This window comes from Actinoallomurus liliacearum (assembly GCF_039542035.1).
GTDB lineage: Bacteria > Actinomycetota > Actinomycetes > Streptosporangiales > Streptosporangiaceae > Actinoallomurus > Actinoallomurus liliacearum.
In genome coordinates this window covers 269,524-288,069 of record NZ_BAABHJ010000008.1, presented here as the reverse complement: position 1 = coordinate 288,069, position 18,546 = coordinate 269,524, and the positions used below count along the sequence as shown (strand labels likewise).

The window sequence follows — 18,546 nt, the reverse complement described above, 5'->3', positions numbered from 1 at the left end:
AATCCGATCACGTCGGCCGTCCCTCCCACGCCGGCCGGAAGACGCGCCACCTTCGGGGCCGAACCGCGACTGCGCCCCGGCCGTCGGCCGGGGCGCAGTGCGGACGAGAAGCGTCAGGCCTTCGGGGTCTCCTTGCCCCGCTTGACCACGCCGATCTTGGAGCCGAGCCAGACCAGCGGGTCGTACCGGCGGCCGACGACGCGCTCCTTCATCGGGATCAGCGCGTTGTCGGTGATCTTGATGTGCTCGGGGCAGACCTCGGTGCAGCACTTGGTGATGTTGCAGTAGCCGAGCCCGAAGTCGTCCTGGGCGATCTGCCGGCGGTCGTGGACGTCGGCCGGGTGCATCTCCAGCTCCGCCACCCGCATGAGGAAGCGGGGGCCGGAGAAGTGCTCCTTGTTCTCCTCGTGGTCACGGATGACGTGGCAGGTGTTGTTGCAAAGGAAGCACTCGATGCACTTCCGGAACTCCTGCGAGCGCTCGACGTCGACCTGCTGCATCCGGAACTCGCCGGGCTTGACGTCGCCGCCGTCGAAGGCCGGGATCTCGCGGGCCTTCTCGTAGTTGTAGGAGACGTCGGTGACCAGGTCGCGGATGACGGGGAACGTCCGCATCGGCGTGACCGTGACGGTCTCGTCCTCGGTGAACGTCGACATTCGCGTCATGCACATCAGCCGCGGCCTGCCGTTGATCTCCGCGGAACAGGAGCCGCACTTGCCGGCCTTGCAGTTCCACCGGACGGCCAGGTCGGGCGCCTCGGTGGCCTGCAGCCGGTGGATGACGTCGAGGACGACCTCGCCCTCGTTGACCTCGACGGTGTAGTCCTTGAGCTCGCCCTCGCCCGCGTCGCCGCGCCAGACCCGGAACTTCGCCTTGTAGCCCATCTCAGTTCTTCTCCTCAGCGGGGAGCTCGCCCTCGGTCAGGTACTTCTTCAGCTCGTCGAGTTCGAAGAGCGAGAGCAGGTCCTCGCGCATCGGCTCCATCTCCTGGCGCTTCAGCTCGACGCCGCCGTCGCGGAGCGAGCACACCAGGTTGACCTTGCGCCAGTCGGCGGACATCTTCGGGTAGTCGTCGCGGGTGTGGCCGCCGCGGCTCTCCTGGCGTTCGAGGGCGGCGCGCGCGACGCACTCCGAGACGATCATCATGTTGCGCAGGTCGAGCGCGAGGTGCCAGCCGGGGTGGTAGGCGGGCCCCTGCCCCTCCGTGACCGTCGCGCCCGCCGAGGGCGCGACCGCGACGTTCTTGACGCGGTCGCGGAGCTTGCCGAGCGCCTCGATCGCCTGCTCCAGCTCGTCCTCGCGGCGGATGATGCCGACGAGGTCGTTCATCGTCTGCTGGAGCTCCTGGTGGACCGCGTAGGGGTTCTCACCGGCCTCCCGCTCGTACGGCTCGAGGGCCTCGGCCACCGCGGCCTCGACCTCGGCGTCCGGGACGGAGACGGTGGTCGCGGAGGCGTACTCGGCGGCGCCCAGCCCGGCCCGGCGGCCGAAGACCAGCAGGTCGGACAGTGAGTTGCCGCCGAGGCGGTTAGACCCGTGCATGCCGCCGGACACCTCGCCGGCCGCGAACAGGCCGGGCACCAGCGCGGCCCCGGTGTCGGGGTCGACCTCGACGCCGCCCATGACGTAGTGGCAGGTCGGGCCGACCTCCATCGGCTCGGCCGTGATGTCGACGTCGGCCAGCTCCTTGAACTGGTGGTGCATCGACGGCAGCCGCTTGATGATCTGCTCCGGCTTGAGCCGCGAGGCGATGTCGAGGAAGACGCCGCCGGCGGGGGATCCGCGGCCGGCCTTCACCTCGGAGTTGATCGCGCGGGCGACCTCGTCACGGGGCAGCAGCTCGGGCGGACGCCGGTTGTTGTCCGGATCGTCGTACCAGCCGTCGGCCTCTTCCTCGGACGTGGCGTACTTGTCCTTGAAGACGTCCGGGATGTAGTCGAACATGAAGCGCTTGCCGTCGGAGTTCTTCAGCACGCCGCCGTCGCCGCGTACGGACTCGGTGACGAGGATGCCCTTCACCGACGGCGGCCAGACCATGCCGGTCGGGTGGAACTGCACGAACTCCATGTTGATCAGCGACGCGCCGGCGAGCAGCGCGAGCGCGTGGCCGTCCCCGGTGTACTCCCAGGAGTTGGAGGTCACCTTGAAGGACTTGCCGATGCCGCCGGTGGCCAGGACGACGGCGGGCGCCTCGAAGACGACGAACTTCCCGGTCTCCCGGATGTAGCCGAAGGCACCGCAGATCCGGCCCTGCTCGTCCTTGAGGAGCCGGGTGATCGTCGTCTCGGCGAAGACCCTCAGCCGGGCGTCGTAGTCGCCGAACTCGGCGTGGTCCTGCTGCTGGAGGGCGACGATCTTCTGCTGGCAGGTGCGGATCAGCTCCAGGCCGGTGCGGTCGCCGACGTGGGCGAGGCGCGGGTACTCGTGGCCGCCGAAGTTGCGCTGGCTGATCTTGCCGTCCTTGGTGCGGTCGAACAGCGCGCCCCAGGCCTCCAGCTCCCAGATGCGGTCGGGGGCCTCCTTGGCGTGCAGCTCGGCCATCCGCCAGCTGTTGAGGAACTTCCCGCCGCGCATGGTGTCGCGGAAGTGGACCTGCCAGTTGTCGTTCGGGTTGGCGTTGCCCATGGCGGCCGCCGCGCCGCCCTCGGCCATGACCGTGTGGGCCTTGCCGAACAGCGACTTGGAGATGATCGCGGTCTTCTTGCCCTGCAGCCGCGCCTCGATCGCGGCGCGCAACCCGGCGCCGCCGGCGCCGATGACGACGACGTCGTACTGCAGCCTCTCGATGTCAGTCACTTGTGGTCGTCCTTAGTTGAAGATCCGCAGGTCGGAGAATGAGCCGTGCGCGACGAGCGCGACGTACGCGTCGGTCAGCGCCAGCGTGCCGAGCGTGATCAGCGCGAACTGCCCGTGCCGGGTGTTCAGCTTGCTGATCTGCGTCCACAGCCAGTAGCGGACGGGGTGCTTGGAGAAGCTCTTCAGGCGCCCGCCCATGACGTGCCGGCACGAGTGGCAGGACAGGGTGTAGCCCCACAGCAGGATCACGTTGACCCACAGGATGATGGTGCCGAGCCCGATGCCGAAGCCGCCGTCCTTGCCGTGGAAGGCGTTGATGGCGTCCCAGGTGTTGACGATGGAGATGAGCCCCGCGATCACCCAGAAGTAGCGGTGGGCGTTCTGCAGGATGAGCGGGAACCGCGTCTCGCCGGAGTAGCCGCCGGGCGTCTTGCGGACCGGGCTCTTGTCCGGAACCGCGCACGCCGACGGGCTCAGCCAGAACGACCGGTAGTACGCCTTGCGGTAGTAATAGCAGGTCAGCCGGAACCCGAGCAGGAACGGCAGCGAGATGAGGGCGTACGGGATGAAGAACGGCAGGTGGTCGGGTACGAACCTGCCGAAGTCCGCGGCCTCGGCCGGGCACGCCTTGCTGACGCACGGCGAGTAGAACGGCGTCAGGTAGTGATATTTCTCGACCCAGAAACTGCTGCCCATCATCGAGCGCACGGTCGCGTAGATCACCCAGGCCGTGAACACGATGAACGTGGTCAGCGGGTAGTTCCACCAGCGGTCCGTACGTAGGGTGCGCGCCGGGATCCGGGCCCGATCCTTGGCCGGCGCGTCCACCGTCGTCTGCGTCATCCGGAGTCTCCATCGAAGGCACATCGCCTGGGAGGGCCGCCTATACTCCAGCCTCTCCTCTGCGGGGCGCTCCACGTTATTAGGGAGTTGTCACGAGCAAGATACGAGGCGCGGTCACCGAATGTGAAACTGCCCACTTACTGGCGAGTAACCACGCTAATTATGTGCCCAATGTGGCAAAAATCCATATTTGCTAACTATGCTACCTAATGAGCGCTTGGTCCGCCAGTGTCCGATTGCATTCTTCTGAGACGGCCTAAGATGCGACTTCTGGGACCGGCCGGACAGGAGTGCAAAGATGGGACAGCGGTCACGGTCGAGCTTCGGCCCGGGGGCGTACGTCGTGCGATACGCCTGGTGGAGCCCGCTCGTTCCCACCGTCGTCGGCGCGGTGCTCGTCGCCGGATTCGTCATCGGAGAGCTGCGCCGCCCCGCGAACGTACGCTGGCGGCCCGCCGCGCATCCGGGGGTCGACGACTGGGTGAACTTCGCCGCCCGCTGTCTGATGCCGCTCATCGCTCTCGGGCTGTTCGTCCTCGCGGTCGTCTACCTGCGCCGCGTCGTACGGGGGCGGGTGGCGTTCGCGGTCGCGCGCAAGGGCGTCTACTGGTGTCCCTCCGGGGACGGCGCCAAGGGGCAGTGGTTCTCCTGGGACGACGTCGCGGCGATCGAGTTCCACCCGGCCGAGGGCGGCTCGACCGGCCACGGCGCCGTGGCGCTGCGCGGGTACGCCCCGGAGGAGGAAGAGCGGCCGCGCCTGGTCTCCACGCGCCTCGGCGGCTGGCGGATCGGCCGGCGCCGCCTGGTCAGAGCGCTGCGCGAGTTCGCCCCGCACGTCGAACTGATCAGCTGAGGTGACGTTCCGGTTCAGTCGAGCCGCGTGACGCCCGGCGGCAGCGCGGCGTCGGCCTCCGCGTCGCACAGGAACCCGAGCAGGGTCTCGCGGAACGCCCGCGCGGCGTGCGTCGGGTCGACGTCCTTACGGTGGGCCAGCGCGATCGTGCGCTGCAGCCCGGGAGGCGCCAGGGGAGTGGCCACCAGCCCGGGACGCCCGGCGAGCACCATCGACGGCACGACGGCCGACCCCATCCCGGCCTCGACGAACCGCAGCACGGCGTCCATCTCGCCGCCCTCGACCGCGAACCGCGGCTCGAACCCCGCCTGCCGGCACGCCGCCTGGGTCGCCTCCCGCAGGTCGTACCCCCGGCGGAACATCACCAGGGGCCGTGACCGCAGGTCCTCGATCCGCAGCGAGGACCGCTCCGGCGCGTCGGTGTGCGGGGAGACGACGACGAGGTCCTCCCGCAGGATCGGCGTCGTCTCCAGGGCGGGGTCCGTGCTCTGCAGCGGCAGGATGATCAGGGCCAGGTCGAGCTGGCCGCGGGCCAGGTCGCGGACGAGGTCCCGGGAGCCGCCCTCCTCGACGCGCAGCTCGATGCCCGGGTAGCGGGTGCGGAAGCGCATCAGCGCGTCGGCGAGCAGCCCGGCGAACAGCGACGGGGTCGCGCCGAGCCGTACGCGCCCGCGGCGCAGGCCGGTCAGATCCTGGATCTCCCGCCGGGCGGTCTCGACGTCCGCGAGGATCCGCCGCGCGAGGGGCAGCAGCGCCTCGCCGGCCGGCGTCAGCGTGATGTTGCCCCGGGCCCGGCTGAACAGCGGTGCGCCCAGCTCCGCCTCCAGCGTCCTGATCTGCTTGGACAGGGACGGCTGGGCGACCCGGAGCGTCTCCGCCGCCTGTGTGAAGTGCCTCACCTCCGCCACCGCGACGAAGTACGAAAGCTGCTGCAACTGCACGTCTATAGCCTACGGCTATGGAAACGAGCGTCATCATGTCTTGGACGCCACCATGGAAACGGACATAACTTCCGCGATGTGTCGTCCGTGTCTCGATCCACGCCGGTGGCCACCCGCCCTCGCCCCAAGACGCCCTCGCCGGCGACCGGTCCGCTGAAGCGGTACCGCTCCTCCGTCGGCAAGAAGGCCGTCATGGCGGTGACCGGCGCCATCCTCGTCCTGTTCCTCATCGCCCACGCGATCGGCAACCTGAAGGTCTTCCTGGGTCGCCAGGACTTCAACCACTACTCGCACTGGCTGCGGTCGGTCGGTGAGCCCGCGATCCCGCACCGCGTCTTCCTGACCATCCTCGAGGTGGTCCTCACCGTCGCCGTGCTCCTGCACATCTGGGCGGCGGTGTCCCTGGCCCGCCAGGCGCGGCAGGCCCGTCCCGTCCGGTACGCCGCGCGGCCGAAGGCGCACGAGAACCGGTACGCCACGCACGTCATGCGGTACGGCGGAATCGTCATCCTGCTGTTCGTCATCTGGCACCTGCTGGACCTGACGTTCGGCGCCGTGAACCCGAAGGGCGGCGACGCCCAGCCGTACGACAAGGTCATCGCGGACTTCGACCCGTCCCGCTGGTACATCACGCTCTTCTACGTCGTCGCCGTCATCCTCATGGGCCTGCACCTGCGGCACGGCCTGTTCAGCGCGGTCCAGACGCTCGGGTGGGGACGGCAGCGCCGGTACCCCGCCGTCCGGCTGGTCGCCGACGTCGTCGCGGCGCTGCTGGTGATCGGCTTCGTGTCCGTTCCCGTCATGGTCACGATCGGAGTGCTGAACTAGCCATGAGCGAACTGTTCACCGAGGGCGCCCCGATCGAGGACACCAGGGCGCCGGCCGGCCCGATCGAGGAGCGCTGGGACAAGCGGCGCTTCGGCGGCAAGTTGGTCAACCCCGCCAACCGGCGCAAGCTGTCGGTCATCGTGGTCGGCACCGGCCTGGCCGGCGGCTCGGCCGCCGCGACGCTGGGCGAGCTGGGCTACCAGGTCAAGTCGTTCTGCTACCAGGACAGTCCGCGGCGCGCGCACAGCATCGCGGCGCAGGGCGGCATCAACGCGGCGAAGAACTACCGCAACGACGGCGACAGCATCCAGCGCCTGTTCTACGACACGGTCAAGGGCGGCGACTACCGGTCCCGCGAGTCGAACGTCTACCGTCTCGCCCAGGTCAGCGTCGAGATCATCGACCAGTGCGTGGCGCAGGGCGTGCCGTTCGCCCGCGACTACGGCGGCCTGCTCGACACCCGGTCGTTCGGCGGCGTGCAGGTCTCCCGGACGTTCTACGCCCGCGGCCAGACGGGCCAGCAGCTGCTGCTCGGCGCGTACCAGGCCCTCGAGCGGCAGATCGCGGCCGGCACGGTGACGATGTTCTCCCGGCACGAGATGCTCGAGCTGATCGTCGTGGACGGCGTGGCGCGCGGCATCGTGGCCCGCGACATGGTCACCGGCGAGATCGAGACGCACCTCGCCGACGCCGTCGTGCTGGCCTCCGGCGGGTACGGCAACGTCTTCTTCCTGTCGACCAACGCCAAGGGTTGCAACGTCACCGCGACCTGGCGGGCGCACCGCAAGGGCGCGTTGTTCGCCAACCCCTGCTACACGCAGATCCACCCGACCTGCATCCCGCAGAGCGGCGAGCACCAGTCCAAGCTGACGCTGATGTCGGAGTCGCTGCGCAACGACGGCCGGGTCTGGGTGCCGGTCAAGAAGGGCGACACCCGCAGGCCGGCCGACATCCCCGAGGGCGAGCGCGACTACTACCTGGAGCGCATCTACCCGTCCTTCGGCAACCTGGTCCCGCGGGACATCGCCTCCCGCGCCGCCAAGAACGTCTGCGACGAGGGCCGCGGCGTCGGCCCCGGCGGTCTGGGCGTCTACCTGGACTTCGCCGACGCGATCGCGCGGCTGGGCCGGGACGCGGTCGCGGCCAAGTACGGCAACCTCTTCGAGATGTACGAGCGCATCACCGGCGAGGACCCGTTCGAGGTGCCGATGCGCATCTACCCGGCGGTGCACTACACGATGGGCGGCCTGTGGGTCGACTACGACCTGCAGTCCACGATCCCGGGCCTGTTCGTGGTCGGCGAGGCGAACTTCTCCGACCACGGCGCCAACCGGCTCGGCGCGTCCGCGCTGATGCAGGGCCTGGCCGACGGCTACTTCGTGCTGCCGAACACCATCAGCGACTACCTCGCCAAGGGCCCGTTCGAGAAGATCGGCGAGGACCACGAGGCCGTCGCCGAGGCGCGCGCGGCGGTCGAGGGCCGCATCGAGAAGCTGCTGTCGATCGACGGCGACCGTACGCCGGACTCCTTCCACCGTGAGCTCGGCGCGGTGATGTGGGAGTACTGCGGGATGGAGCGGACCGACGCGGGCCTGCGCAAGGCCCTCGATCGGATCCGCGAGCTGCGCGAGGAGTTCTGGACCCGCGTCAAGGTCCCCGGTGAGAACGAGGAGCTCAACCAGAACCTCGAGAAGGCCGGCCGCATCGCCGACTTCTTCGAGCTGGCCGAGCTGATGTGCATCGACGCCCTGCACCGCGAGGAGTCCTGCGGCGGCCACTTCCGCGCCGAGTCGCAGACCCCGGACGGCGAGGCGCTCCGTGACGACGAGAGGTTCGCCTACGTGGCGGCCTGGGAGTACACGGGCCACGCGCCCGTCCTCCACAAGGAGAACCTCGAGTACGAGTACGTCAAGATGACCCAGAGGTCGTACAAGTAATGAAGCTCACGCTGAAGATCTGGCGGCAGAAGAACGCCGCCGACGGGGGCCGTATGGCCTCGTACGAGGTCGACGACGTCTCGCCGGACATGTCGTTCCTGGAGATGCTCGACGTCCTCAACGAGCGGCTCATCCTCGAGGGCGAGGACCCGGTCGCGTTCGACCACGACTGCCGCGAGGGCATCTGCGGCATGTGCTCGCTGGTCATCGACGGCACGCCGCACGGCCCGGAGAAGGCCACGACCACCTGCCAGCTGCACATGCGGCATTTCAAGGACGGCGACGTCATCACGATCGAGCCGTGGCGGGCGCGGGCGTTCCCGGTCATCAAGGACCTGGTCGTGGACCGGTCGGCGTTCGACCGGATCATCCAGGCCGGCGGCTACGTCAGCGCGCCGACCGGTTCGGCGCCCGATGCGGCGGCCATTCCGGTGCCGAAGGCCGACGCCAACGACGCGTTCGACGCGGCCACCTGCATCGGCTGCGGTGCCTGCGTGGCGGCGTGCCCGAACGCCTCCGCGATGCTGTTCACCGCCGCGAAGATCACCCACCTCGGACTGCTGCCGCAGGGCCAGCCCGAGCGGTACGACCGGGTGACCTCGATGGTGGACCAGATGGACGCCGAGGGCTTCGGCGGCTGCACGAACACCGGCGAGTGCACCGCGGTCTGCCCGAAGGGCATCCCCTTCGAGACCATCTCCCGCCTCAACGCCGACCTGCTCAAGGCGTCCCGAGGCTGATCACCGCCCCGAACAGGCTTCACGGCCCGGGAGAGAAGGTACGTCCCCCCTTCTCCTCCCGGGCCGTGGACATCTTCGCGGACTACGGTGCGTCGACCGGACGGGAAGGGCCCGGGCACTGGCGGTCCGCGCTCCGCAGGACCGTTCCGGCCGCAGGGTTCGCCGCGGGACCGGCCGCTCTCATCCGGTGACCGAGTCGCTGCCCGGGTACTTCCACGTACCGATGGGCGAGGTGGCTCGCGCCGAGGAGGGCGGCGAGGAAGAGCGCGACCCAGGCGAGTTGGAGGAGCAGCGTGTCGTCGCGGCGGTCGCCGCAGGCGGCGTCGAGCAGGTCCAGCAGCAGCGGGTGGAGCAGGTAGATCGAGTAGCTGAGGACCCCGATCCAGGGCAGGATCGGCGGCAGGCGCCGATGCCGGAGAAGCATCGCGACGGCGAAGGTCGCCCAGGCCGCCGCCACGGTCAGCGCCCACCGCCATCGCTCGGCGGGCGGCCCGTACGCGAGACCGCACGCGATCGACAGCGGCGGCACCAGGGCCACGAGTCCCCACCAGCGGGGCCGGTGCTGCTCGATCCGGTACAGCGCGGTCCCGGAGAACATCGTCGCCAGGATGACGAGGCTGTGCCAGACCGGGAGCCGGCTGTTGACCGTCACGAGGCAGAGTGAGAGGGCGGTGAGAATCGCCGCCCCGGCCACACGGGCGGCTCGTGATCGGCGGACGACACCGGCCAGCCCGGCGGCCAGGGCGGCGGTCGCCAGGAGGATGACGGTGCCGGTGCCGACGGATCGGGACAGCCACAGGGGAGACAGCACGCCTCCGGCCCCGCAGGCGGCCAGGATGAACGTGAGCGCGACACCGCTGCTGCGGCGATGCAGCCCGAACACGAACAACGCCGTGGTCAGAAGGTAGAACACCATCTCGTACGACAGCGTCCACAACACGTTGATCGCATTGGTGACGTCCAGCAGGTCCTGCAACATCGTGAGGTGGGCGATGGCGGCCTGCGCCGGACGATCGGCGAGGCCTTGGCGCAGTGCGCCGACGCCGGCCGCCGCCAGCCCCAACGTCGCGGTCAGGGCGAGTCCCCACAGTGGGTACAGCCGGAAGAAGCGGCCGAGCCAGAAACCCCTGATGTCTCCTCGGCGTTCCAGCGACGCCGGCACGATGTAGCCGCTGACCAAGAAGAAGATCATCACGCCGTAGGCGCCGTTGTCGAACCAGGGCAGGACGCTGGGCCTGAGCCCGGTGAGCAGGTGGTAGGTCAGGTGATCGATGACGACGGACAGCACCGCCAGCCCGCGCAGCGCGTCCAGCCACGCCAGCCGGTCGGACGCCCGTGCCGGGGCGGGCGTCAGCCCGGGCTCCCGGGCCGACGCTCCCTCCCTCTTCCTCATACCGGCCCGGTGACGGCCCCGCCGTTCCCGGCCGTGGCCCGCTCGACCAGGCCGACGATCACCTGTGCTCTTTCGGGCTTCTGCCGGGCGAGCCACCGCAGGACGTCGCGGTCGAACTCGCCGAGTTTCACGCCGTGTTCGGCGCACACGGTGGTCAGCCGGTCGAGGGTCTTCGCCGCCATGACACCTCGCTTGTGATAGGCCGCGTAGATGTCGCGCACGTCGGCGCTCGCGTCACCCTCGGTCTCGTAAGGGCCAGGCATTCTTCGGTGTCCTTTCGTCAGCGGATGCCTTCCCCCTTTCTTGTCCGGAGGCCCCGGCGGGTTGCGGAGAGGAAGATCACAGCGCGCTTTCCGTCCGGGACAGGAGGCGTGCGTTCGGCCAACGGCCGACCTGGCGGTCACCGAGGGTGCATGTTGGTAGGTATATTTCAATATCGAAACGGTTGACGTTAACATCTACCGGAGCGTGGCCGTATTGCTCCAGGCTAGGGCCGATCCCCGTACGATCCCGGAGGTGGACGGCCTGATGACCGTGAAAAAGAGCCGCTGGCTCATCTCCCTGACCGCGGTGGCGCTCGCGGCGTCCGCCTGCGGCGGCGGTGGCGGTGGCGGTGACAAGCCGAAGGTCTTCACCTTCGCCAACATCGAGCCCGAGCACCTCATCCCCGGCAACACCAATGACGCGTACGGCCTCAACGTGGACAGCGCGCTGTTCGACACGTTGATGACGCTGGACGCGAACGGCAAGCCGGTTCCGCAGGACGCGGCGTCGGTCGACTCGACCGACCAGAAGGTCTGGACGATCAAGATCAAGCCGGGCCTGACGTTCCACAACGGCGAGCCGGTGACCGCGCAGAGCTACGCCGACGCGTGGAACTACACCGCGAACGGCGCCAACGGCTGGGGCAACAACTACTACTTCTCCGCCATCGACGGCTACGCCGACCTCAACCCGGACAAGGGCAAGCCCAAGGTCGACACGCTCAAGGGCCTCAAGGTCGTCGACCCGCAGACGCTGCAGGTGACGCTGTCGCAGCCGTTCAGCCAGCTCCCGTACATCCTGTCGTTCCTCGGCACCGCGCCGATGCCCAAGGCGGCCTTCACGGACCTGAAGGCGTACGAGGAGAAGCCGATCGGCAACGGCCCGTTCATGATGGACGGCTCCTGGGAGCACAACCGGCAGATCAAGACCAAGAAGTTCCCCGGTTACAAGGGGCCGCGGCCGGCCAAGTCCGACGGCGTCATCTTCAAGACGTACGCCAGCCGCGACGCCGCCTACACCGACCTGCGGGCCGGCCGGGTCGACTTCGACACCCAGATCCCGGCGGCCCAGGTGCCCCAGGCGAAGCGACTGCTGGGCAACCGGTACCTCAGCGTGCCGAGCGGCACGATGGACTTCCTGGAGTTCCCGCTCTACGACAGCCGGTTCAACAACCCGGACCTGCGCAAGGCGATCTCGATGGCGATCGACCGGCAGTCGATCGTGAACGCCGTCTTCAACGGGATCTACAAGCCCACCGGCTCGCTGCTGGCGCCGATCGTGCCGGGCTACCGGGCCGGCGCGTGCGGGGAGGCCTGCACGTACAACCCGACGGCGGCCAAGCAGCTGTTCGACAAGGCCGGCGGCTTCAACGGCACGCTGCACCTGCTGTTCTCCAACGCCGACCCGACGTACGAGCAGTGGATGACCGACGTGGCCAACCAGCTCAAGCAGAACCTCGGCATCAAGGACATCACGTTCGACAAGATCCAGGCGTCGGACTACATCTCCAAGCTGGTCGACCACAAGGCCACCGGCCCGTACCGCAGCAACTGGACGATGGACTACCCGAGCGCGGAGGACTACCTCACGCCCCGGTGCGCCAAGCCGACCCGCAGCGGGTACGACGGCGCGGCGTGCGAGGCGCTGATCCAGAAGGGCAACGCGGCGAGCACGCCCGAGGAGGGCCAGAAGTACTACCAGCAGGCCGAGGACCTCATCCTGAAGGACCTGCCGCTCACCCCGCTGTGGAACTGGCAGGACCAGGCCGGCTACTCCAGCCACATCGGTGACGTGCACGTCGACCCGTACGTCAACCCGCTGGTCCACCTTGACCAGGTGACGGTCAAGTAGCGTGTGGCGTTTCGTCCTCCGGCGCCTGCTGCAGATGGTGCCCGTGCTCATCGGCACGACGTTTCTGATCTACGTGGCGGTGTTCGCGCTGCCCGGTGACCCGATCCGGGCACTGGGCGGCGACAAGCCGATGCCGCCCTCGGTCTACGAGGCGCTCCGGCACCACTACCACCTCGACGAGCCGCTGATCACGCAGTACGGCCGGTATCTGCTCGGCATCGCCCGCGGGGACTTCGGCGAGACGCTGAACGGCCAGTCCGTCGCCAGCCTGATGGCGACGGGCTGGACCGTCACGGTCCAGCTCGCCCTCACCGCCTGGATCTTCGAACTGGTCGTGGGCATCGGGCTCGGCGTGCTCGCCGGCCTGCGCAAGGGCGGGATCATCGACTCGCTGGTGCTGAGCGGCACGACGTTCGTCATCGCCATCCCGGCCTTCGTGCTGGCCTACTCGGCGCAGCTGATCTTCGGGTTGAAGCTCGGCTGGTTCCCGACGGCCGGTACCGACGACGGCTGGCCGTACAGCTACCTGCTGCCGGGAATGATCCTCGGCTCGCTGAGCCTGGCCTACATCGCCCGGCTGACGCGCACCAGCCTGGTGGAGAACACGCGCGCCGACTACGTGCGCACCGCGCGGGCCAAGGGTCTGCCGCGGCGGCGGGTCATCGTCCGGCACACGCTGCGCAACTCGCTCATCCCGGTGGTCACCTACCTGGGCGTCGACCTGGGCAACCTGCTCGCCGGCGCGATCGTCATCGAGGGCATCTTCAACCTGCCCGGGATCGGCCAGCAGATCTTCCAGGCGGTCCAGATCAAGGACGGCCCGACGGTCGTGGGCATCTCCACCTTCCTGGTGCTGATCTTCCTGCTGGCCAACCTGGTGGTCGACATCCTGTACGGCGCCCTGGACCCGAGGATCCGCTATGAGTGAGCGCGGCGAGCGAATCGATGGCGCAGCGTCTCTGGTCGCTTTGCCGAGGAAGGAGGGCGCGTGAGCGAGAGCACCGACACGCTCGCCGTCGCCCAGACCGGATCGGAGGTCGTGGGAGCGTCCGCGTCGCTGTGGAGCGACGCCTGGCGTGACCTGCGCCGCCGGGTGATCTTCTGGGTGTCGGTGGCCATCCTGTTCGTGATGGGCCTGATGGCGGTCTTCCCGGGGCTGTTCACCGGCCGCGGGGTCAACGACCGGTGCGACGTGCGGTTCGCCAAGCACAAGCCGTCGTCGTGGAACCCCTTCGGGGCCGGTGGCCACCCGTTCGGCTACGACACCCACGGCTGTGACTACTGGGCGCAGATCGTGCACGGTGCCCGCGCCCCGATGATCGTGGGCTTCGTCGTGACCGGGATCGCGCTGACCCTGTCGATCACGCTGGGTTCGCTGTCCGGCTACTTCGGCCGCTGGCTGGACGCGCTGATCTCGCGGATCACCGACATCTTCTTCGGGCTGCCGCTCGTGCTCGGCGCGCTGGTCATCCTGACCGCCTTCCCGGACCACGGTGTCTGGTCGATGTCCCTGGTGCTGGGCGTGCTGTGGTGGCCGACCATGACCCGCCTCATGCGCGGGCAGGTGCTGGCGGTCCGGGACGCCGACTACGTCCAGGCCGCCCGGATGCTCGGTGCGGGCGACGTGCGGATCATGGTCCGGCACATCCTGCCGAACGCCGTCGCGCCGGTCTTCGTCTACGCCATGCTGAACGTCGGCGTGGTGATCGGGTACGAGGCGACGCTCGACTACCTCGGTGTCGGCCTGCGGTACCCCACCGTCTCCTGGGGGCTGCAGCTCAGCCAGGCTCAGGACGTCTTCACCGACTACCCGTACCTCCTGATCTATCCCGCGGTACTCCTGACGGCGACCGTGCTGAGCTTCCTGCTGCTCGGCGACGCCGTACGCGACGCCCTGGACCCGAAACTGCGTTGACGTCCTCCCTCCGCTTGAAGGCGGGGGATTCCAACCCGGTTTCTACCCGGAGGTGAGAACAGGTTGAGGTTCGCGGTTCTCGGCCCCGCCTGGTGGCTGGAGGGCTCCTCGCGCTGTCATCGTCCGTCCGACGGCGATGTCTCTGATGTTCTTGGCCGCGTTCACATCCGCGTGATCGGCATGCCCGCAGGCGCGACAGTGGTCCAGCAGCGCCTGCTCTTGAGCGGGCGTGGGCGCGAGCCGGAACCGCATGCCCGCACCCTGACCACCACCACCGACAGTCCGAGGGGGGAGCGGCGTTCCTTCCCTGGCCTGAAGGCCAGGGTCGCCATGCCGTACAACAGATGAAAACACCCGACCCCGCTCCGGGGACACCGCTGCTCCAGGTCGAGGACCTGCACGTCGAGTTCCGCATGCGCGGCTCGACGGTGAACGCCGTGAACGGGCTCTCCTACACGCTCGCCGAGGGCGAGACCCTCGCGATCCTGGGCGAGTCCGGGTCCGGCAAGAGCGTCAGCGCGCAGGCCGTGATGGGCATCCTCGACACCCCGCCGGCGTACGTCACGGGAGGCGCCGTACGGTTCCGGGGCACGGAGCTGCTCGGCCTGCCGGAGAAGAGGCGCCGGATCTACCGCGGCGCGAAGATCGCGATGATCTTCCAGGACGCCCTGTCGGCGCTGAACCCGGTGCACCGGGTCGGCGACCAGATCGCCGAGATGCTGATCGTGCACCGGGGGATGTCCCGCGGCGACGCGCGCAAGCGGGCGATCGAGCTCATGGACCGGGTGCGGATCCCCTCGGCCGCCGCGCGGGCGGGCGACTATCCGCACCAGTTCTCCGGCGGCATGCGCCAGCGCGTGATGATCGCGATGGCGCTGGCCCTGGAGCCGGACGTGCTGATCGCCGACGAGCCCACGACGGCCCTCGACGTCACGGTCCAGGCGCAGATCATGAAGCTGCTGCGGGACCTGCAGGACGAGATGGCGATGGGGCTGATCCTCATCACCCACGACCTCGGCGTCGTCGCCGACGTCGCCGACCGCATCGTCGTGATGTACGCCGGCCGCGTCGTCGAGCAGGCCGAGGTGAAGGAGCTGTACGCCCGGCCCGCGCACCCGTACACCGAGGGCCTGCTGGCGTCGGTGCCGCGCGTCGACGTACGGGACCGGGCGCTGACCCCGATCAAGGGGTCGCCGCCGAACCTCGCGGCCATCCCGGCGGGCTGCCCGTTCCATCCGCGCTGCCCGAGGGCGCGGGAGGAGCGCTGCCCGGACGAGGTGCCCGCGCTGCGCGACGCGACCGGTACCGCGCACTGGAGCGCCTGTCACTACGCGGAGGAGGTGCTCGGTGGCTGACGAGATCCTTCAGGTCGAGAACCTGGTCAAGCACTTCCCGCTCACCCAGGGGGTCGTGTTCAAGCGCCAGGTGGGCCAGGTCAAGGCGGTCGACGGCGTGTCCTTCGGGCTGCGCAGGGGCGAGACGCTCGGCCTGGTCGGGGAGTCCGGCTGCGGCAAGAGCACGCTCGCCAAGCTGCTCATGGCCCTCGAACGCCCCACCTCCGGCTCCGTGCGCTTCGAGGACCAGGACGTGTTCGCGCTGTCCCGGGCGGAGCTGCGGCGGCTGCGCCGCCGGGTGCAGATGGTCCTGCAGGACCCCTACACCTCGCTGAACCCGCGCATGACGGTCGGCGACATCGTCGGCGAGCCGTTCGCGATCCACGGGGACCCGGAGGGCGGGCGCCGCCGCCGGGTCCAGGAGCTGCTGGAGGTGGTCGGCCTCGATCCCGACCACGTGAACCGTTATCCGCACCAGTTCTCCGGCGGGCAGCGGCAGCGGATCGGCATCGCCCGCGCGCTCGCGCTGCGGCCCGACGTCATCATCTGCGACGAGCCGGTCTCCGCGCTGGACGTCTCGGTGCAGGCGCAGGTCATGAACCTCCTGGCCGACCTGCAGCAGGAGTTCGGCCTGTCGTACGTGTTCATCGCGCACGACCTGGCCGTCGTCCGGCACATCTCCGACCGGGTCGCGGTGATGTACCTCGGGAAGGTCGTCGAGATCGGCGACGAGGAGCAGATCTACGACCACCCGACGCACCCGTACACGCAGGCGCTGCTGTCCGCCGTGCCCGTGCCTGACCCGACGCGGCGGGGGACCCCGGTCGTGCTCGAGGGCGACGTCCCGAGCCCGACGAACCCGCCGTCCGGCTGCCGGTTCCGTACGCGCTGCTGGAAGGCCCAGGACGTCTGCGCCACCGACGAACCCCTCCTGCAGGTGAGGGCCGCGCACGGCGCCGAGGAGGGCGCGGACGGCGCCACGACGGGCTCGTCGCACCCGAGCGCGTGCCACTTCGCCGACGAGAAAATCGTTCGCGGCTGATCTCGAGGCCTGGGTAGCGTCGGGGGATCTGCCGTCTCTCGAACGGGGTCTCCCATGCGCTCGTTTCCAGTGGCGGATCCCGGCACGCCCGACCACCGGTCGGCCGCGCGCTACCTGCTGTGGGCGGCGCGCGCCCAGGTCGGCACGATGGTCGGCGCCGCCGGGTGCGGGATTCTGTGGATGGTGAGTCAGGCCCTGATGCCCGCCGTGATCGGACGGGCGATCGACGCGGGCCTGAGCGCCCGCGACGCCGGCGCGCTGGTGACCTGGTCCGGGGCGCTGCTGGCCCTCGGCCTCGTCCAGGCGGCGGCCGGCGTGCTGCGGCACCGCTTCTCCACGGTCAACTGGCTGGGCGCGGCGTTCCGCACGATCCAGGTGACGACCCGGCAGGTCGTACGGCTCGGCGCGACCCTGCCGAAACGGCTGGCCACCGGCGAGGTGGTCAGCGTGGGGATCGCCGACGTATCGCACATCGGCTCGGCGATGGACATCGTCGGGCGCGGCAGCGGGGCGGTGGTCTCGATCGCCGTGGCCGGGGTGATCCTGCTGACGGCCTCCTGGCAGCTCGGCCTGATCGTGCTGGCCGGGGTGCCGCTGCTGGCCCTCGCGGTCGGGCCGCTGCTGCGCCCGCTGCACCGGTACCAGCAGCGGCAGCGGGACCTGAACGGCGAGCTGGCCACCCGGGCGGGCGACATCGTGGCCGGCCTGCGCGTGCTGCGCGGGATCGGCGGCGAGCAGGTCGTCGCGGCCCGCTACCGCGCCGAGTCCCAGGCCGTCCGCGCGGCGGGCGTCCGCGTGGCGCGCACCGAGTCGCTGCTGGACGGCGCGCAGGTGCTGCTGCCCGGACTGCTGGTGGCGCTGGTGACCTGGGCGGGGGCGCGGTTCGCGCTGAACGGCGAGATCACGACGGGCCAGCTCGTGTCCTTCTACGGGTACGCGGTGTTCCTCATCGACCCGCTGCGGACCCTCACCGAGGCCGCCGACAAGATCACCAAGGCGCACGTCGCCGCCCGCCGGGTCGTCCGGATCCTCCAGATGACACCGGAGCTGCCCGACGAGGGGACCCGGTCTCCGGCCCGCGGCGACCTGGTCGACGAGGAGTCCGGCGTCGTCGTCCGGCCGGGGCGGCTCACCGCCGTCGCCGCGACCTCGCCGGAGGACGCGCAGGCCATCGCGGACCGGCTTGGACGCTTCGCCGACGGTCCGGTCACCTGGAGCGGGATCCCCCTGGGCGAGCTGTCCCTGCGCGCCGTTCGGGAGGCCGTACTGGTCGCCGACAACGAGGCGCGGCTGTTCTCCGGGCGGCTGGCCGACGAACTCGGCGGCGACGGGGCGGCGCCCCGGGTCGAGGCGGCCCTGCGCGCCGCCTGCGCGGCGGACGTCGTGGAGGAGCTCCCGGACGGCCTGCGCTCCACGGTCGCCGAGGGCGGCCGGGAGTTCTCCGGCGGCCAGCAGCAGCGGCTGCGGCTCGCCCGTGCCCTCGCCGCCGACCCGGAGGTGCTGATCCTCGTCGAGCCGACCTCCGCGGTCGACGCCCACACCGAGGCCCGGATCGCCGGCCGCCTCCGGGCGTTCCGCGACGGCCGCACGACCGTGGTGTGCACGACCAGCCCGCTGGTGCTCGACCACGCGGACGAGGTCGTCTTCGTCGAGGACGGCAAGGCGGCGGCGACCGGCTCCCACCGTGGACTGCTCGGCACCGAGCCCGCCTACGCCGCCACCGTGAACCGCGAGGACCTGATCAGTGAGGAGCGCGCGTCTTGATCTCCTCTCCCGCCGAAAGGCGGGAGATTCCGACCTCTCACGAAG

16 protein-coding genes are annotated in these 18,546 nt (G+C 69.7%); 10 read left to right on the top strand and 6 right to left on the bottom strand.

The genetic code is table 11. From position 1 onward, the window contains the following. Nucleotides 1–113: 113 nt before the first annotated feature. The 3 genes from ABD978_RS16085 to ABD978_RS16075 are packed head-to-tail and all read right to left on the bottom strand — an operon-like array spanning nt 114 to nt 3,639. Complete coding sequence (locus tag ABD978_RS16085; RefSeq protein WP_345354316.1) at nt 114–884, bottom strand: succinate dehydrogenase/fumarate reductase iron-sulfur subunit; 771 nt, start codon at nt 882–884, stop codon at nt 114–116. 1 nt (nt 885) lies between these two features. Continuing rightward, nucleotides 886–2,796 carry a fumarate reductase/succinate dehydrogenase flavoprotein subunit gene (locus ABD978_RS16080; protein WP_345354314.1) on the bottom strand — a complete coding sequence of 637 codons (1,911 nt, stop codon included), beginning with the start codon at nt 2,794–2,796 and terminating at the stop codon, nt 886–888. A gap of 12 nt (nt 2,797–2,808) precedes the next feature. Then, complete coding sequence (locus tag ABD978_RS16075) at nt 2,809–3,639, bottom strand: hypothetical protein (protein ID WP_345354312.1); 831 nt, start codon at nt 3,637–3,639, stop codon at nt 2,809–2,811. Nucleotides 3,640–3,937: 298 nt separating this feature from the next. Between ABD978_RS16075 and ABD978_RS16070 the strand changes: the two genes are divergently transcribed. Then, complete coding sequence (locus tag ABD978_RS16070) at nt 3,938–4,492, top strand: hypothetical protein (protein WP_345354310.1); 555 nt, start codon at nt 3,938–3,940, stop codon at nt 4,490–4,492. A gap of 14 nt (nt 4,493–4,506) precedes the next feature. Here the strand turns inward: ABD978_RS16070 and ABD978_RS16065 are convergent, their stop codons facing one another. Beyond that, on the bottom strand, nt 4,507–5,433 hold the full coding sequence (locus tag ABD978_RS16065; protein ID WP_345354308.1) for a LysR substrate-binding domain-containing protein: 927 nt from the start codon (nt 5,431–5,433) through the stop codon (nt 4,507–4,509). 87 nt (nt 5,434–5,520) lie between these two features. Here ABD978_RS16065 and ABD978_RS16060 point away from each other — a divergent pair, with 87 nt between their 5' ends. The 3 genes from ABD978_RS16060 to ABD978_RS16050 are packed head-to-tail and all read left to right on the top strand — an operon-like array spanning nt 5,521 to nt 8,938. Next, the gene (locus ABD978_RS16060; RefSeq protein ID WP_345354306.1) at nt 5,521–6,261 is read left to right on the top strand and encodes a succinate dehydrogenase cytochrome b subunit; all 741 of its coding nucleotides are present in this window, start codon (nt 5,521–5,523) and stop codon (nt 6,259–6,261) included. 2 nt (nt 6,262–6,263) lie between these two features. After that, nucleotides 6,264–8,198: a fumarate reductase/succinate dehydrogenase flavoprotein subunit gene (locus ABD978_RS16055; RefSeq protein WP_345354304.1), complete on the top strand. Its 1,935-nt coding sequence runs from the start codon at nt 6,264–6,266 to the stop codon at nt 8,196–8,198. Then, complete coding sequence (locus ABD978_RS16050) at nt 8,198–8,938, top strand: succinate dehydrogenase/fumarate reductase iron-sulfur subunit (protein WP_345354302.1); 741 nt, start codon at nt 8,198–8,200, stop codon at nt 8,936–8,938. Before ABD978_RS16055 ends, ABD978_RS16050 begins: the two co-directional genes overlap by 1 nt. 82 nt (nt 8,939–9,020) lie before the next feature. Here the strand turns inward: ABD978_RS16050 and ABD978_RS16045 are convergent, their stop codons facing one another. Beyond that, complete coding sequence (locus tag ABD978_RS16045) at nt 9,021–10,331, bottom strand: acyltransferase family protein (RefSeq protein ID WP_345354300.1); 1,311 nt, start codon at nt 10,329–10,331, stop codon at nt 9,021–9,023. After that, nucleotides 10,328–10,594, bottom strand: coding sequence for a hypothetical protein (locus tag ABD978_RS16040; RefSeq protein WP_345354298.1), 267 nt, complete (start codon nt 10,592–10,594; stop codon nt 10,328–10,330). Before ABD978_RS16040 ends, ABD978_RS16045 begins: the two co-directional genes overlap by 4 nt. A gap of 253 nt (nt 10,595–10,847) precedes the next feature. Here ABD978_RS16040 and ABD978_RS16035 point away from each other — a divergent pair, with 253 nt between their 5' ends. The 6 genes from ABD978_RS16035 (at nt 10,848) to ABD978_RS16010 (ending at nt 18,501) form a co-directional block, all read left to right on the top strand. Next, the gene (locus ABD978_RS16035; protein WP_345354296.1) at nt 10,848–12,446 is read left to right on the top strand and encodes a peptide ABC transporter substrate-binding protein; all 1,599 of its coding nucleotides are present in this window, start codon (nt 10,848–10,850) and stop codon (nt 12,444–12,446) included. 1 nt (nt 12,447) lies between these two features. Beyond that, complete coding sequence (locus tag ABD978_RS16030) at nt 12,448–13,374, top strand: ABC transporter permease (protein ID WP_345354294.1); 927 nt, start codon at nt 12,448–12,450, stop codon at nt 13,372–13,374. Between the two features lie 60 nt (nt 13,375–13,434). Beyond that, nucleotides 13,435–14,361: an ABC transporter permease gene (locus ABD978_RS16025; protein WP_345354292.1), complete on the top strand. Its 927-nt coding sequence runs from the start codon at nt 13,435–13,437 to the stop codon at nt 14,359–14,361. Between the two features lie 344 nt (nt 14,362–14,705). Further along, nucleotides 14,706–15,716: an ABC transporter ATP-binding protein gene (locus ABD978_RS16020; protein ID WP_345354290.1), complete on the top strand. Its 1,011-nt coding sequence runs from the start codon at nt 14,706–14,708 to the stop codon at nt 15,714–15,716. Continuing rightward, entirely contained in the window at nt 15,709–16,737 is a 1,029-nt protein-coding gene (locus ABD978_RS16015; RefSeq protein ID WP_345354288.1) for an ABC transporter ATP-binding protein, read from the top strand. The genes ABD978_RS16020 and ABD978_RS16015 overlap by 8 nt, the downstream gene beginning before the upstream one ends. A gap of 54 nt (nt 16,738–16,791) precedes the next feature. Next, nucleotides 16,792–18,501: an ABC transporter transmembrane domain-containing protein gene (locus ABD978_RS16010; RefSeq protein WP_345354286.1), complete on the top strand. Its 1,710-nt coding sequence runs from the start codon at nt 16,792–16,794 to the stop codon at nt 18,499–18,501. Nucleotides 18,502–18,546 lie beyond the last annotated feature (45 nt).